The organism is Virgibacillus salarius (assembly GCF_039521925.1).
In the GTDB taxonomy this organism is placed as follows: Bacteria; Bacillota; Bacilli; order Bacillales; family Amphibacillaceae; genus Virgibacillus; species Virgibacillus salarius.
In genome coordinates this window covers 17081-32525 of record NZ_BAAACY010000005.1, presented here as the reverse complement: position 1 = coordinate 32525, position 15445 = coordinate 17081, and the positions used below count along the sequence as shown (strand labels likewise).

At 37.5% G+C, this 15445-nt stretch carries 15 protein-coding genes, 1 pseudogene and 1 other annotated feature; of the genes and pseudogenes, 4 read left to right on the top strand and 12 right to left on the bottom strand.

What is annotated here, in order from left to right; genetic code table 11:
• Positions 1-17 precede the first annotated feature (17 nt).
• The 8 genes from ABDZ84_RS00510 to csaA all read right to left on the bottom strand — a co-directional run bounded on the left by ABDZ84_RS00510 (position 18) and on the right by csaA (position 7623).
• Positions 18-953, bottom strand: coding sequence for a nucleoside hydrolase (locus ABDZ84_RS00510; RefSeq protein WP_121604796.1), 936 nt, complete (start codon positions 951-953; stop codon positions 18-20).
• Positions 954-996: 43 nt separating this feature from the next.
• Complete coding sequence (locus tag ABDZ84_RS00505; protein ID WP_026679673.1) at positions 997-2208, bottom strand: NupC/NupG family nucleoside CNT transporter; 1212 nt, start codon at positions 2206-2208, stop codon at positions 997-999.
• Between the two features lie 22 nt (positions 2209-2230).
• Positions 2231-3181 (bottom strand): nucleoside hydrolase, encoded by a 951-nt coding sequence (locus ABDZ84_RS00500; protein WP_026679672.1) that lies wholly within the window; start codon positions 3179-3181, stop codon positions 2231-2233.
• Between the two features lie 17 nt (positions 3182-3198).
• Positions 3199-4137 (bottom strand): nucleoside hydrolase, encoded by a 939-nt coding sequence (locus ABDZ84_RS00495; protein WP_121604795.1) that lies wholly within the window; start codon positions 4135-4137, stop codon positions 3199-3201.
• 233 nt (positions 4138-4370) lie between these two features.
• Complete coding sequence (locus ABDZ84_RS00490) at positions 4371-4640, bottom strand: hypothetical protein (RefSeq protein ID WP_121604794.1); 270 nt, start codon at positions 4638-4640, stop codon at positions 4371-4373.
• Between the two features lie 504 nt (positions 4641-5144).
• A complete protein-coding gene (locus ABDZ84_RS00485) occupies positions 5145-6509 on the bottom strand; it encodes an FAD-binding oxidoreductase (RefSeq protein WP_026682072.1) in 1365 nt (454 codons plus the stop codon).
• 224 nt (positions 6510-6733) lie between these two features.
• Positions 6734-7165, bottom strand: coding sequence for an RDD family protein (locus tag ABDZ84_RS00480; protein ID WP_121604793.1), 432 nt, complete (start codon positions 7163-7165; stop codon positions 6734-6736).
• Positions 7166-7293: 128 nt separating this feature from the next.
• The gene (gene csaA / locus ABDZ84_RS00475; protein ID WP_026682070.1) at positions 7294-7623 is read right to left on the bottom strand and encodes a chaperone CsaA; all 330 of its coding nucleotides are present in this window, start codon (positions 7621-7623) and stop codon (positions 7294-7296) included.
• 220 nt (positions 7624-7843) lie between these two features.
• On the opposite strand from csaA, the pseudogene ABDZ84_RS00470 reads away from it, so the two are divergent.
• Positions 7844-7981: pseudogene (locus ABDZ84_RS00470) on the top strand (LrgB family protein); the annotation flags it as partial.
• 40 nt (positions 7982-8021) lie between these two features.
• On the top strand, positions 8022-8174 hold the full coding sequence (locus ABDZ84_RS00465) for a Fur-regulated basic protein FbpA (RefSeq protein WP_152525437.1): 153 nt from the start codon (positions 8022-8024) through the stop codon (positions 8172-8174).
• 524 nt (positions 8175-8698) lie between these two features.
• Here the strand turns inward: ABDZ84_RS00465 and ABDZ84_RS00460 are convergent.
• The 3 genes from ABDZ84_RS00460 to ABDZ84_RS00450 form a co-directional block, all read right to left on the bottom strand.
• Positions 8699-9946: a glutamate-5-semialdehyde dehydrogenase gene (locus ABDZ84_RS00460; RefSeq protein WP_026682069.1), complete on the bottom strand. Its 1248-nt coding sequence runs from the start codon at positions 9944-9946 to the stop codon at positions 8699-8701.
• 25 nt (positions 9947-9971) lie between these two features.
• Complete coding sequence (gene proB, locus ABDZ84_RS00455) at positions 9972-11063, bottom strand: glutamate 5-kinase (RefSeq protein ID WP_026682068.1); 1092 nt, start codon at positions 11061-11063, stop codon at positions 9972-9974.
• A 298-nt stretch (positions 11064-11361) separates the two neighbouring features.
• Positions 11362-11571, bottom strand: a binding site (T-box leader).
• A 65-nt stretch (positions 11572-11636) separates the two neighbouring features.
• Positions 11637-12998 carry a DHA2 family efflux MFS transporter permease subunit gene (locus ABDZ84_RS00450; RefSeq protein ID WP_425542059.1) on the bottom strand — a complete coding sequence of 454 codons (1362 nt, stop codon included), beginning with the start codon at positions 12996-12998 and terminating at the stop codon, positions 11637-11639.
• A 333-nt stretch (positions 12999-13331) separates the two neighbouring features.
• Here ABDZ84_RS00450 and ABDZ84_RS00445 point away from each other — a divergent pair, with 333 nt between their 5' ends.
• Positions 13332-13808: a YusW family protein gene (locus ABDZ84_RS00445; protein WP_026682066.1), complete on the top strand. Its 477-nt coding sequence runs from the start codon at positions 13332-13334 to the stop codon at positions 13806-13808.
• Between the two features lie 171 nt (positions 13809-13979).
• Here ABDZ84_RS00445 and ABDZ84_RS00440 read toward each other — a convergent pair whose 3' ends face one another.
• Entirely contained in the window at positions 13980-14705 is a 726-nt protein-coding gene (locus ABDZ84_RS00440) for a hypothetical protein (protein ID WP_026682065.1), read from the bottom strand.
• A 141-nt stretch (positions 14706-14846) separates the two neighbouring features.
• Between ABDZ84_RS00440 and ABDZ84_RS00435 the strand changes: the two genes are divergently transcribed.
• Positions 14847-15260 (top strand): DUF6376 family protein, encoded by a 414-nt coding sequence (locus tag ABDZ84_RS00435; RefSeq protein WP_026682064.1) that lies wholly within the window; start codon positions 14847-14849, stop codon positions 15258-15260.
• The last annotated feature ends 185 nt before the right edge of the window (positions 15261-15445 follow it).

The following is a 15445-nucleotide window of genomic DNA, read 5'->3' as shown; positions in this document are numbered from 1 at the left end:
TTCCCCAAGCTCACGGGTCACAATTGCTTCTTTAACGTATCTAAAAAGAGAGTAGTAAATCGATCTGCATCTACTGCAAAGCACACTTCAATATTTGGTTCTTTTTTCCATAGGTGGAGAAAATCACAAATGGTTTGTCCGTAGCTCAACTCACTTTTTGTTTCAATGTCCACAAAGTATTTTGCCGTTTTGACAAGCGAAGGATCAAGAACAACCCCGACGGTTAATGGATCATGAAGTGCGCAACCATTCTGTCCATAATTATCCATGCTATACTTACGATAAACCTCCGTGCTTTTCATTACAAAATCATAATACAAAGACCCTTGCAATTGTTCAATGTGTTCTTTCGTAAGAAAGGTTTTCATGGTTACGTCTAAGCTGACTAATTTTATAGGCATTCCAGAATGAAATACAATCTTTGCCGCCTCTGCATCTGCAAAGATATTAAATTCTGAAGTTGGTAGCGTATTTCCTCTACCGCTTTCAGAAACAAGCCCCCCCATCACAACAACTTGCTTCACTAACTGAGGGAGAGTTGGCTCTTTACGTAAAGCTAAAGCAAGATTAGTCAACGGGCCAACCATAATTAATGTTAATTCTCCTGGAAATTTCTTTGCCTGTTCAATCATAAAATCAGGAGCAAATAATACTGGATCCTCTACTCGTGGAACGATGTTTTGAAGCGATCCACCTATTCCATCATCTCCATGAACACCAAACTCATGGAAGGCTCCTTTCAAAAGTGGTTGGCCAGCTCCACGATAAACTGGGATATCACTTCTTCCAGCCAATTGTAATACCTTTTTGCTATTTACCATAACTTGTTCGAGTGGTACATTCCCATTAACAGCTGTTATTCCTGCTATTTCTAATTGTCCACTTTCTACTGCCATTAAAATAGCAAGGGCATCATCCACTCCGGTATCAACATCCAGAATTATCTTATCCATTTCCTCATCCTCTTTCTGCTCACCACTAATTCATTCATATTTATCAAATTAGCATTCCTGCTATTGCTGCACTCAATAAATTTGCTAGCGTTCCACCAATAATGGCTAGAAATGCCAGCCTTACTAAATCATTTTTTCGCGATGGAGCAAGCCCACCAATTCCTCCAATGAGCATCCCCATACTTGCTAGGTTAGCAAAACCGCATAAGGCAAACGTAATAACTGCTACTGTTTTATCTGAGAAATGTTCAATTTCTGCTCCAAAGTTACTAAACGCAACAAATTCATTTAAAACGAACTTTTGACCAATAAAAGAACCGGCTTGTACCGCTTCATCCCAAGGTACTCCGATAATAAAAGCTAGGGGTGCCATCACGTATCCAAGTATTTGCTCAATGGTAATTGCCTCAAATCCAAACAGGCCACTAACCCAGTCTAGCCCAAGATTCACCAATGCAATAAGTGAAATAAACGCCAATAACAATGCGCCAATGTTCAATGCAAGTTTAAGTCCAACTAAAGCACCGTTAGAAGCTGCATCAACAATATTTTGTGCATCTTTTTCTGCATCAATCTTAATTAGTTGCTCTTCTTGCACTTCTGTCTCTGGTACTAACATTTTAGCAATTAACAAACCTGCAGGTGCAGCCATAAATGCCGCCGCAAGTAAATAATCTAATGGCACACCAAGTAGCGAGTAACCGACAAGTACTGTACCTGAAACAGAAGCTGCTCCTCCAGTCATCACCGCAAATAACTCTGATTTTGTCATTTTTTCCAAATATGGTTTAACGACAAGTGGAGCCTCTGTCAAGCCTACAAATATATTTGCTGCTGCTGATAATGACTCTGGCTTTGTTGTCTTTAAGATAAGTGATAAAAAGCCACCGATCGCCTTTGTTAGCACTTGCATAACCCCGATATAGAATAAAACAGAAATTAGTGAAGAAAAGAAGATAATGACAGGCAACACTTGAAACGCAAATATCATTCCAACTCCTTCCATACCAAGCAAGCCTCCAAATAGGAAGCTAATACCATCGTTTGATGTATTAATAATTTGCTCAACAATAGAAGTGATCCCTTTAAAAAAGTTTCTTCCCAATTCCCATTTTAATACGATAAAGCCAAAAATAAATTGAATGGCTAGTGCACCGATAACTGTACGAAAGTTTATTGATTTCTTGCTTTTAGAAAGTAGAAATGCAATAAATAATATGATTATAATTCCAGTCATTCCCCATAAAATTTCCATTGTAGCAAACCTCTCTTCGTTGTCAGTATGAATTCGTTGATAAAACTTTGATGAGCGTATTTCTAAACTTTTCTCTATCAACACCTTCGCACACACGCACATTTGGTGATTTTTCACTACGGTTATTCCTATCCACTAAACTGTAGCCTCTTGTTAGTTCACCTTTTGTTTCAATATCAACAAAATAATCATTAGATGCTATCATTAGTTCTTCGTTTGCTGCAATAGCAACTAACAATGTATCAGGATGGGTTGTCCCATCGATTTTATGAACTTCCTTATTAAATTTCATGACTACGCGATTAATATCCATAAAAAATTTTGAACGTGCCGTACCGATTGCCGCAATTTCCTGGTGATCGGTATCATTCATTACAGAATAATCCGTACACATATCCCATCCCACCATCGTGATTGGGATGCCAGCATGTAAAACAATTCTTGCGGCTTCTGGATCTACCCAAAAATTATACTCAGCTGCAGCAGTAATATTTCCTAATGCATTATTTGTTCCACCCATGATATAAATATGTGGAATATCCTTTACTATTGTTGGATCCTTTTTTATGGCCATGGCAATGTTTGTTAATGGTGCAATCGCTAAAAATTCAATTTCACCAGGATTCGCTTTAACTTTTTCAATGATGAAGTTAACCGCATGTCCATCTTCAGGACGTTGATCTGCCTTTTCAAAAAAGGAATCTCCCATACCATCTTTGCCATGAACATCCTCTACTGTGCGATGAACAGTTTCCCCAATCGACAAAATTGGCCTCTCATGTCCCTTATAGACAGGTACATTATAATCTGGATTAAATACTTGAATGGTGTATAAAGCATTCTCTACCTCTTGATCAAAATCAACATTTCCGCCAGTAATCGTAACACCTTCAACCTTAAAATGATAAAGAGCAGTTAGTAATGCGATTGTGTCATCGCCAGCGGTATCCGTATCAATAATAACTCGTCTCATGATGCTACAACTCCTATTCAGTTTTGTCTTGATAAGTCTGTAATGTATTGAAAGAATTGATCACGGTTCACTTCATATACTAAGTTCACTGGTCGACCATGTTCTGATAATTCTGTCCTACCTTGACTTTTTCCTTCCGTATGAACAATACTATTCACTTGTTTTTTCTTAACGAGATCACTTTTCCCAATTGTTGCTGTTGTCAGAACATCCCAAAGGAAATACGTAGAGTTTGTTTGAAAATGAACAAGTGGCGGAACCATTGCATAGCATTGCCCTAGAAAATCAATTCCTAAATCCTTTCTTTCTGAAGCCCAACTATTTCTAACGTCTAGTGTAAGTGGAACCATATTTGTGCTTTCCAGTGCTACTAAATCTATTTCAATGTTGCTTTCCCAAACGGTTTTCACTGCCTCTGGATCCCAAAATGCATTCCATTCCGCTGACCCATCATGTTCCGGTTCTTCTACATTACCTGTCTCCAAGAAAGTTCCGCCCATCCACGCTAATTTTTCTATTTTTGCTTCAATATCAGGCGCTTCCTCTAAAGCTCTAGCTAAATCTGTCAAAGGGCCAACAAAGACTAATGTAACTGGCTCTTCGCTTTGGCGTAGCGTTTGAATCAAATGTTTATGAGCCGGTATATTGGCTTCTTTTGTTTTAATTGGTAAAAATTCATTTAAAATTGGTAATGCGTCAACTAAAAATGCGTGCATTCTCCAGTCTTTTGGAAATGGATGCTTTCCTCGTGATGTAGATGCAGCTACACTTATTTCCTCACCATTACCAAATCGATCAATAATTTTCCGACTTGCATACATCGCTGGTTCCAAATAGCAATCCGCAGGTATGACACCAACACCTAATAATTCAACCTCTTCCATTTGAAGTAATAAGAATAATGAAATTAAATCATCAACACCGCCGTCGTGATTTAAATAAACTTTCTTTGTCATAAAAAAGTCCTCCCATGTTGTTTAGTATTTTTCATGTGAATGATTCTATTATAAAAAACCCTCATTCCAATTACAATGAAATATTCGTTTTTTATAAAAAAAATTACAATTTAATTAAGTTATCCAAAAAAATATAAAATAAATCCTAATGTAATCATAAAAACAATAACAATTTACACTTATTTACATTTTATTTCCGAACAATAAAAAGAAAGCCCTTGAGCAGAGCTTCCTTATTTGTGATTCTGTCTAAAATGTTCAATTTCTTGACGAGCATCATGTAAGTGCTCCTGCGTTTGTTGAAACTGCGGATTTTCGAGAGCTGCTGTTCCAAAGCGTTCCTGAGCTGCATGCAAATTTTCTTCAGCTTGACGTAACTCCTGCTCAGCCTCTTGTAACTGTCGCATATCCCCATTCGTTTTCGCTTGTTCAATCATTTGATAAGCCTGTTTTACTTGAATCGTGCATGTTTCAATCATTTGATGTTGGTTTTGTTGTGACATCGCTACCCTCCTATCAAATAAATAAAATGACATCTGTTTATATAATCCCATTATTTGCAGAAACTATGTATCGTATAGCTACTGCACCAGATTAAAAGCGCAAACTCCCTATTTGAAACGTAGCGACTGGAGAGAGCCAGCAGAGATAAAGGAATTACGATGTGTTCGCGAGTCGATGATGGCGATTCGTGAAGTCGCCTAGTTCTGGGCGCTGGAGCTGGACACGGCCCAACACACCCCTATTTATCCACATAAGCAAATATTATAATTTCCTAGACTAAAAAGCCGGGTCATTAAAATCACGCCAGCTTTCCATCGAAGAGCGCCTTATTTATTTGGTGAATAAAACTTTTTCAGCTTTTTTAATCTTCAGCTTCCCTATGAATTAAATCCACTACTCCGTTTTTCCACACCTTTGCTTGCTCACAGGAGTATCATCTATTTAAGCCCCTGCACTACAATGAACTTTAAGAGACATTTTATACTAAATTATAAACGAATTCTCTAATCGTATAGAACCTTACCAGGATTCAAAAGATTGTTCGGATCCAACACACTTTTTACTTTACGCATGATTTCAAGCGCGTTACCATGCTCTGCTTCTTGGTATTTCGCCTTACCAATTCCTACTCCGTGTTCTCCTGTGCAAGTTCCTCCACGTTTTAAAGCATATTCAACAATCTGCCTATTCACTTGATTAGCCTTTTCTATATCTGTTGGGTCATCCGCATCAACCATTAGCAGAATATGATAGTTGCCATCGCCAACATGTCCCACAATTCCACCAGTAAGTCCTGAGGCCTCTACTGCCTTTCTCCCATCTTTAATTGCTCCAGCTAGTTCCGAAATTGGCACACATACATCCGTCACCATTTGCTTTTTACCTGGATAGCTATGAAGAAATGCATAGGCTGTATTATGCCTTGCTTCCCATAATCGATTTCTAGCTGCCGTGTTTGATTCAAAGGCTAACACTTGACACCGGTGGTCTTCTAATAAATCTTTCGTAAATGCCACATCCTGCTTTAGACCCGCTTCATTTCCATGGAATTCTAAAAATACCGTAGGAACTTCTCTATAAGTTGTGTCACTAAAAAGATTGATTTGCTTCATTGATTGATCATCTACTAATTCAACCCTCGCTATCGGTATTCCAGCCTGTAAAATACTAATCACTGCAGCAACAGCTTCATCTAATGTTTGAAAAGCAGCTCTCCCTGCCATTATTTGCTCTGGAATACCGTGTACTTTTAACGTCAACTCTGTAAAGCAACCTAATGTACCTTCCGATCCTACAAATAAACCATTCAAGTGGTATCCTGAAGAAGACTTAGCTGCCATACTTCCCGTATGTATAATCGTCCCATCCGCGAGCACTACTTCTAGATCTCGTACCTGGTCTCGCATAATTCCATATTTTACCGATGTAGTTCCACTTGCATTCGTAGCAGCCATACCACCAAGCGTTGCATCCGCCCCTGGATCAACTGAGAAAAACAGTCCATATTTTTTCAACTCCCTTTCGAGTTGTTTCCTCGTCACACCAGGTTGAACTTTAACCAGAAAGTCGTCTGGTCGTACTTCTAACACCTTGTTCATCAACGTATAATCGATTACAATTCCTTTTTCGTATGGAATCACGCTACCTTCTAGACTTGTTCCCAACCCATAAGAAACAACAGGCGTCTTATATTCACAAGCTACTTTCATTATCTGGCTAACCTCTTCAGTGGTTTGCGGAAATACCACAACATCCGGTAACTTAGGAGTATGATACGATTCATCGGAACTATGCTGTTCAAGAACCGTGTCATTATCACTTATATGCTCAGACGGAAGTATCTTTTTTAATGCATCGAGTATTGTCAATCCTCTCTCTCCTTCTTTTTAGTAAACGAGTCATTCCATGCACTACCTACAGCTTAATACATGTGGATCGCTGAAAATATCTGTGAATTATTGCATTAGCATTTTTGGAAAATATTTGTTTTATCTATAGGAAATTTATTACGAAAATCCTATTCATATGCCGGCTCCAATAGGAAGTATCTTTTTTAATCCAAGACAACAAATCGTCACATATAAAAAGCTCTTCAATTCCGATATACCACCCTCGTTTGACAAATCATATCATGCAGCGCCTTTTTTTCCTCATTCCAGCCTGCCAGTAAATAACCGATAAACAGTGTTAGCGCCGAAACGAAATAGCTTAAGTATCTTCCAATTGATTTCCATATACTAATTTGGGTCATGTTTGTATTTACGACTTGAATATTACATATAATTTTTCCCGGACTCCCCTTCCATTTTGTTGCAGTAAATATAATGATAAATACAATGATATAAATAATGGAAGCCCAAGTATCGGAAGTAGAGGGATCTATTTCCGTTTGGGAATAAAAGAAAACAAAATCTTGATCATTAATCATAGCAGCAATCATAGCAGCTAATACAGAAATTAACAAAGAATCGAGCAAACTTGCCAAAACCCGTATCCAAAAGCCTGCAGGTTTATAATTCGTCATTACTTTTTCCCTCCTTGATGATTTACTCAGATGTATACGAACTACGATATTCTTAGCCTTTTAACTCTTTATAAAGTGAAACTTCTACCTATAAATAATTATCTAAATGTATGTATTTCTCGTAAGAGTTATGAAATTCGCGTGCCATTTTCCACCTCTTCACAAGGACTTAATAAGACGACATCTCCTTCCTCTTGTACGCCACCTAACACGAGGACTTCTGATTTAAACCCAGCAATTCGCATCGGTGGAAAATTAACTACCGCTGCAACTTGACGCCCAACCAATTCAGCTGGGGTATACCGTTTTGTTAGCTGAGCAGAAGATTGTTTCATCCCCAACTCCCCAAAGTCAATAAAAAGTTTAATTGCTGGCTTTCTAGCTTCCGGAAATGATTCCGCTTTCTTTATCGTACCGATGCGCATATCTATTTGTAAAAAATCTTGAATAGTTGCCATTTACTATCCCCTCCAATTCCTTTTTACTCCTCTTACACTAATTCTACATTTGATTCCTGTTTTCCTGTCAAAATAGTAATTTGTAATGATGATTCTGATCAAAAAACGAACGATAATTATTTGATGAAATTAATTAGGTTCGTTTTTATTGTTTCTTCATTCTTTTGTCTCAGCCTCATTCTATTACTATCTTATTGATGGGATCTAAGGGTTTTGCTATGGAGCATCTGCACAAATGCTTGGCGCAAACCATTCACTCGTTCGGGGTGAGGAAGAAGGGGCAATGGGTAGCATCGCAATGCCGACATCTGCCTTATTTTTAGCTTTAGTCGTGCCAATCCTTTCCTTTATCTCATAGTTTAATAAGTACAACTGCAAATGATGGAGGTGCTTTGCACATGAGCAAAAATCTGCTACGTGAAGGAATTGAAGAGGTGAAACGCTACTATATAAAAAAATTACAAAAAGCCGGAGTGCTAGAAAACGATAGCGACCTAGAAGCATTGACGCTAAGCGAACTCCAAAGAATGGTTGAATTTTATCAATTATAGAAGTTTCGGGGGATGTCTCATCAGCGAAAAAGTACAAAAGACTGGAATATACAAGACACTATGGGAACAATCGTATGCACAGCTTGATGTGAGTAAATTTTGTTTAATGCTGAAGCGTCACCCACGGAGAATGGAAATACTCCAATTAAAGCGACCTTTTGGGACATTCCTTTGATATTTTTCATTTGTCTAAGCAATATGTTAGTTTCTCTAACATCAAAATGAGATACTAGAATAAACATAGCTTTAGGATGGTTGAAATGACATCATATAAAGATCCATTGGAATTGTACATGGGCTTACTGGATTGTCTGAACGAAAAATGAGGTATTACGAAGAATGAGGTTTATTATTTCCTGATAGAAGCAAGGTCGGTACACGTAAATACTCCTTTACAGCTATTGAACTATTGAACTACTCATGAGAATAGCAGATTTATGTAAGGATGGGGGACAAACGGCCGAAATAAAAAGGTCATAGAAACGGCTACACGATGCAGCCGTTCTACTACTATCCAAGCTCTATTAGCTACGAATTTGTCCATTTCCTTGAATAAAGAATTTGCTTGATGTTAATGCTGGAAGTCCCATGGGACCTCTCGCATGTAATTTCTGTGTGCTAATTCCAATTTCTGCACCATAACCAAACTCAAATCCATCCGTAAAACGAGTAGAGGCATTGTGATAGACTGCCGCTGCATCTACTTGTTGTTGAAAAAGAGCAGCATGTTCTACATTTTCTGTAATGATCCCCTCAGAATGCTTCGTGCCGTATAAATTGATATGATGGATCGCTTCTTCACAGCTTTTAACTATTTTAACACTAACAGCTAAATCAAGATATTCTGTCTGCCAATCCTTTTCAGTCGCTGGTTTTGCAAAGGAAAATTTGGAACATACTTGTTTATCCCCAATGACATCTACATCGTTTTTATGTAGCTGCTCGAGTAACTGTCCACCATAGTTTTCAAACCACCGCTCCTGAATTAATAAGGATTCCATTGCATTACATACCGAGGGCCTTTGGAGTTTTGCATTCAATACAATATCCTGCGCCATTTGGAAATCTGCAGATTCATCGATAAACAAATGGCAATTACCTGCTCCTGTTTCAATTACTGGGACTGTTGATTCACGTATTACAGTATCAATTAAATTTTTTCCGCCTCTAGGAATTAAAACATCTAAATAGCTATTTAATGTAAAAAGCTCCTTAGCTGATTCTCTGCTTGTATTTTCGATTAGCTGAACAGAATCAATTGGTAACCTACTGTTCGCTAAAGCTCGATGAATAACAGAAACGAGCGCTTGATTAGAGTGTTTGGCGGATGAACTTCCTCTTAAAATTACCGCATTACCTGTCTTCAATGCCAGCGTAGCTGCGTCAATAGTGACATTTGGCCTAGCCTCGTAAATCATGCCAATCACACCAATAGGTACACGCTTTCTCGAGATACGTAAGCCATTCTCTTTGTCAATTGATTCGAGCACTTCACCAATAGGATCAGCTATTTGTATAAGTTGAATAATAGCATCATGCATTGCTTGTAATCGATCGCTATTTAACATAATTCGATCTAATATAGAAGCTGTTAATCCTTTATTTTCTCCCTCTTGTAGATCTTTACGATTCTCTTTTAATATCAAATCCTCTTCCATTAGAATTTGCTTCGCTATACATTCCAGCGCCTTATTTTTATCATCTGTACTTACTGCATTTAATTGAAAGCTTGCTCTTTTAGCCAATTTTCCTTTCGTCTGTATCTCTTCCATCTGTTCTCCTCTCCTTTTTACATTTTTACTTTAACCGCACCCAGCGGTCACGATGAATGACTCTTGAAGATTGGAAGCTTTGCTTTAGACTTCTAGCTTCGATTTCTTTTACAATTACTTCCTCGGAGCAGCTTACTTCACCTTTTCCAATCAAACCATTATGTCCATATACCTCTACAACATCCCCCTTATCAAAATGTCCTTTTACACTATTTATGCCTGCTGATAACAGGCTAGCACCATGATATAAGATTGCCTCTTCTGCTCCTATATCTACATAAATTTCCCCCATAGATTCAGAGTGCAAAGCAATCCATTGTCTATTTGTAGTAATGGTTTCTTTTGATCGATTTCGAATATATGTACCATCACCATTCCCATTTAAAATTTCCAGTAATTTATTTTCTCCTTTTCCTGTTCCAATGAATACACTTACTCCTAAAGATAATGCCATTTTTGCGGCTTCCAATTTGGACTTCATTCCACCAGTACCAACCGTTGAGCGTGTATGATCAACTGCAGCAATCATTTCTGGAGTAATTGTTTCTAAATAATCATATTTTGTTGCGTTTGATTGATGACGGGGATTGCCATTATATATGCCATTAATATCTGTAAGCATAATCAATTCGTCAGCATGAACTATTCCGCTAACCAAAGCAGAAAGCATATCGTTATCCCCAAAAGTCAATTCATTAACGGACACCGTATCATTTTCATTAATTATTGGAACGACACGCCGCTCTATAAGCTCCATGATGGTATTAAAGGCATTTTTATATCTGCTTCTGTTCGTAAAATCATCGCGTGTTAATAAAAGTTGTGCAGCTTTTAAATCATGTTCTGCGAACTTTTCCATATATGTTTGAATAAGTAAACCTTGACCTACTGCAGCTGATGCCTGCTTTCCTTTCAAGGTAACTGGACGAGAGCCGTACCCAATTTTAGAAAATCCTGCAGCAACAGCTCCTGAAGAAACGAGAATAACATCATGATTATGCTGGCGCAGCGCTGCTATCGCTTGAACGTGTTCCGTTAACTTCGCCACATCCATTTCCCCCTGCGCATTCGTTAATGAACTACTCCCAATTTTAACTACAATTCTCTTTTTACTCATTTTCATATACCTCATTTCTTAAGCCCAATCACCTGACGTTTAATTCTTAATCATCAGACTTTTAAAGTTAAAAAATAGCTAGCATCTCCATTTATAAAGTAAAACTTCAATCCCTTGGAGGTTTTTTCATCTCCCACGGATGGTTAGTACCACAAGGGTATGATCTAAAGACCTTTGAACCAATCGGACAATTACTGGCAGGCGATCCCCCACTTATCTGAATTGATTTCCCTTTTTGCTTGAAGTGGGAGTCTTACCCCACTTATATGTAGGATAAAAAAGCCCTATTCGCCCTATGAATAAGGACGAAAGAGCCTTTTCTTCCGCGGTACCACCTAAATTGGATGAATAACATCCCGCTTATTGCTTTAACGCCATACAAAGCGCCTACTTCAAGTAGGACTCAGAAGGCACGTTCTGTAACTAAAGAGTATGTGAGCTTCCAGCAAATACCTCACTTCTCTGGCACTCATTCGATTACATACTATTCCTTCTTTTCCGTTCACATATGTTTTTTAATATTATGGATAGAAATGTTACTAATGTCAACTGTTTTTGCAAAATCACTACCGATTATCTACGAATGTGTACAGAATCAGGCTGTGAACGCTTGATAAAGAAAGAGAGGATTAATGCAATAATCGCAAACACGCCTGCAACAATAAACGAAACATTTACTCCATGAATCATTCCATTTATACCTTCATCAGGTACTGCACTGTTTGTCATAACCGTAACCAATAGAGCAGTACCAATTGCCCCAGCCACTTGTCGCATCGTATTATTCATAGCTGTTCCGTGCGGAATTAATTTTACGGAAAGCTGATTTAAACCAGCAGTCGTAACCGGCATCATTACCATCGCAATACCAAACATCCGAATTGCATTAATTGTAGCAAGGTAAGTAAATGTCGTATCTGTTGATAAATCGGTGAACATAAAAGTAGTAACTGTTACGATCGTTAATCCGATGATCGCTAACCAACGTGCACCAAACATATCAAATAATCTACCTGTAATTGGATTCATAATTCCCATTACAACAGCGCCTGGCAATAGCATTAATCCTGATTCCAATGCAGTAAACCCAAGCATATTCTGCGCCAATAATGGTAAGACCACTGCAGCCCCAATCATAGCCATAAACGCAACCATCCCTAAGACTGTTGTAAGTGTAAAAATGCTATTTTTAAATACACGAAATTCAAGAATTGGTTGTTCTAATTTCATTTGTCTCCAAATAAACAGCGTAAGTGCAATTGCACCTATAACTAAGGAGAGAATTACTTGCAAACTTCCCCAACCGCTATTTCCAGCAGTACTAAATCCGTACAATAGTCCTCCAAAACCTAAGGTTGAAAGGATAATCGATAATATATCCAATTTGGGGAATGTACGATTTGTAATATTTTTTAATATGAAATAAGCAACAATAATATCGACAATAATAATTGGCAATATAACGAAAAAAAGACTTCTCCACGGAAAATGTTCAACAAGCCATCCAGATAATGTTGGTCCTATCGCTGGTGCAAATGCAATAACTAAACCAAACATTCCCATTGCCGACCCACGTTTTTCAATCGGAAAAATAAGGAATAAAATGGTTTGCATAAGCGGCATAATAATACCAGCAGCTGCTGCTTGTGCTACACGTCCAGCCATTAACACAGCGAAATTCGGTGCTAATGCACAAATAATTGTCCCTATCGCAAAAATCGTTAATGCTGATAAAAATAGTCCTCTCGTTGTAAATCGTTCAATAAGAAATGCAGTAATCGGAATCATAATTCCATTGACGAGCATAAAAATAGATTGCAGCCATTGCGCTGTATTTGCATCCAATTGCAAATCAATCATAATATGCGGCAGGGCTGTAGCTAATAATGTCTGATTTAAAATGGCAACAAAAGCACCGGATATCAGTACGATCATTAGCGGTACCTTATTTACAGAAGTTGGACTATTTACTTCTGAAATGTTGTTATCCACCATAAAACTTCCTTCTTTCTTTTATAATCTGATATCTTATGGATTCCTCAGCAATCGCTTTTTATTCAACTTTTTTGCTTGTATTATAACTCCATAAGCAGACTTCAATTTTTAGTCATAGATATCATCTTACCATAATCGAATACCAACACAAACTAAAAAGTTTCAATAGCTGTCATAGGATAGATAAATAAAAAATGACATATTTTTGGTTTGAAATCCATCACAAAGGGTTAAAATGATAACTAGCATCTTATGTAGAATGGAGCGATACATATGCAGAAAAAACTAGCTATGGTTAGAGTTATAGCATTACTAGCCTTAATCGTATTATTCAATGTAATAACTGCTTGCGGAGCAGATGATACGCAACAAGAAACCGAACAAAAACCGGCTGATATGCAGCAAGATAAGAATAACGGTGAGACTACCTCCGTATCCGAGGCGCCTTACAGCTTTATAGAATTTGATTTAGAAGCTGACTTTGAAAATATAAAAGACGCTGTTGAAGTGGAATACGAATTTGTACCTGACCGGGTCGAAGCGAGTTATAACGATAAAAATCAAGGAATAAGACTTTCTAACGATGAGGCGCTACATGAGTTAGATGATCACTTCGCTCAATTTGACTTTGATGAGAATAGTTCAAAAGAGGAAGTATTAGCAGCGGTTCGAAAAGCTTTTAACATTCCAGAAGATGCCTTACTGGATTTAGACATTACGTTTGCAACTGGTACAGAAAAAGAATATTAAATAACGACTTACTCTAATTAAAACAATTAATCGAATTTAAAGCAAAAGGTTAAGTTTGACTGTCATTTTGTAAGGATTGCTGGATTCCCACCTTATCACATCATAATTATAACTTAAAAAGAACAAGCGATGGAGACCCTCTAATCTCTATCGCTTGTTCTTTTTACATAGCTAATAAAGTTTATGGTGAGGATGAACATGTAACTTACCATTCTGAAATGGATATAAGTTTAGCTCTTTTGCCTCTGTAGAATGGTTAACGATGATCTCTTCCATTAGTTCATCTGCGCTTTTATTGGTTGTAAGTATGCCTAATTTTTCAGCAGTATGGTATAATTTTGCCTCATGAATAGCTTGGATTAAGCCACGAATATCCTCGTCTTCTGTCTCAATTCCAAACTTTTCAGCTTCTTTTGTTACCTTTGTTTTGATAATTTCTTTCTGAAGCTCTTGAATATCCTTTCCCTCGGCACTTATGCCTAATTTTTCTGCCTTTTTCTTAATCATTGTTTCATGGACTTCTTTTGCTAGCTGATCTGGTTCCTTTCCTTGTACATCTAAACCTAGTTCCTTCGCTTTTTTTATTACTTTAGCATGATGGACTTCCTTTTTTAACTCGTTTATATTCTTACCTTCTGTTGCAATCCCTAATTCCTTAGCAGTATTGGTTATACTGGTCTGAACAACTTGCTTTTTAATCTTTTCTATGGATTTCCCTTCTACTTCAATACCTAACTCTTTTGCTTTTTGTAACAGTAAAGCTTTATAAACATCTTTATGCTGCTTTATATCATTTGTCTCCGTTACTCGCATATCAAGAAATTCAGCAGAGACAGCATTCCCTCCAATACTAACCAAACAAACAAGCACTGCTAGGAAATACATTATTTTTTTCATTTTTAACACCCTTTCTAGTTGCTCTCAAGCAAATAGTTTCCCCATTAGTTAGAAAAACATTTATACATATATGCTTGAAACTTAAACAGGCATTTCAACGTAAATTAATTAAAGACACAATTGTACTGAAAGGAGAAGCAAATGAAAAAAAGCTTCCTATTACTTATTACTGTTACATTAGTATTCCTTAGTGGATGTTCGTTGTTAGAAGAAACGACTCATTCATTGAATTATGCAAATGAAGCAAGTGATTATATCAATACACTAAGCAACTTTGCTGAGGAAACCTCTTCACTTGAAGGGCAAGCAACACTATTATCTCATCTAGAATCTTTCAAAGGTACCATAGAAGATTTTACGACAATTGATCCACCTACCATTGCCACAGGTATTCATCAAGAATTAGAAAACAAAAGCCAAGTACTGTTAGATACAACAAATAATATCATCGACAGTGGCGAGACAGCAGTGGAACAATTAAAACAATCGGATTTATATCAAACCATAGAAAATATCACCGATCTTAAAAATCAAATTGAAGCTCTTGACCAATAGATAGTAACGCCAGAACTTCGCTATACTAAGAAAAACGGAGCAAAATTCGCTCAGTCCTTATCACTACATGCTCAGATTTACGCTTCCTCTAGTAGCTATTATGGAATCACCCCGGCTGCCCACTTCCCTTTCCGTGGGGTTTGTCCTTCAGCTAACTTTTTTAGCAAAACCCGCTCAAAAAAGTG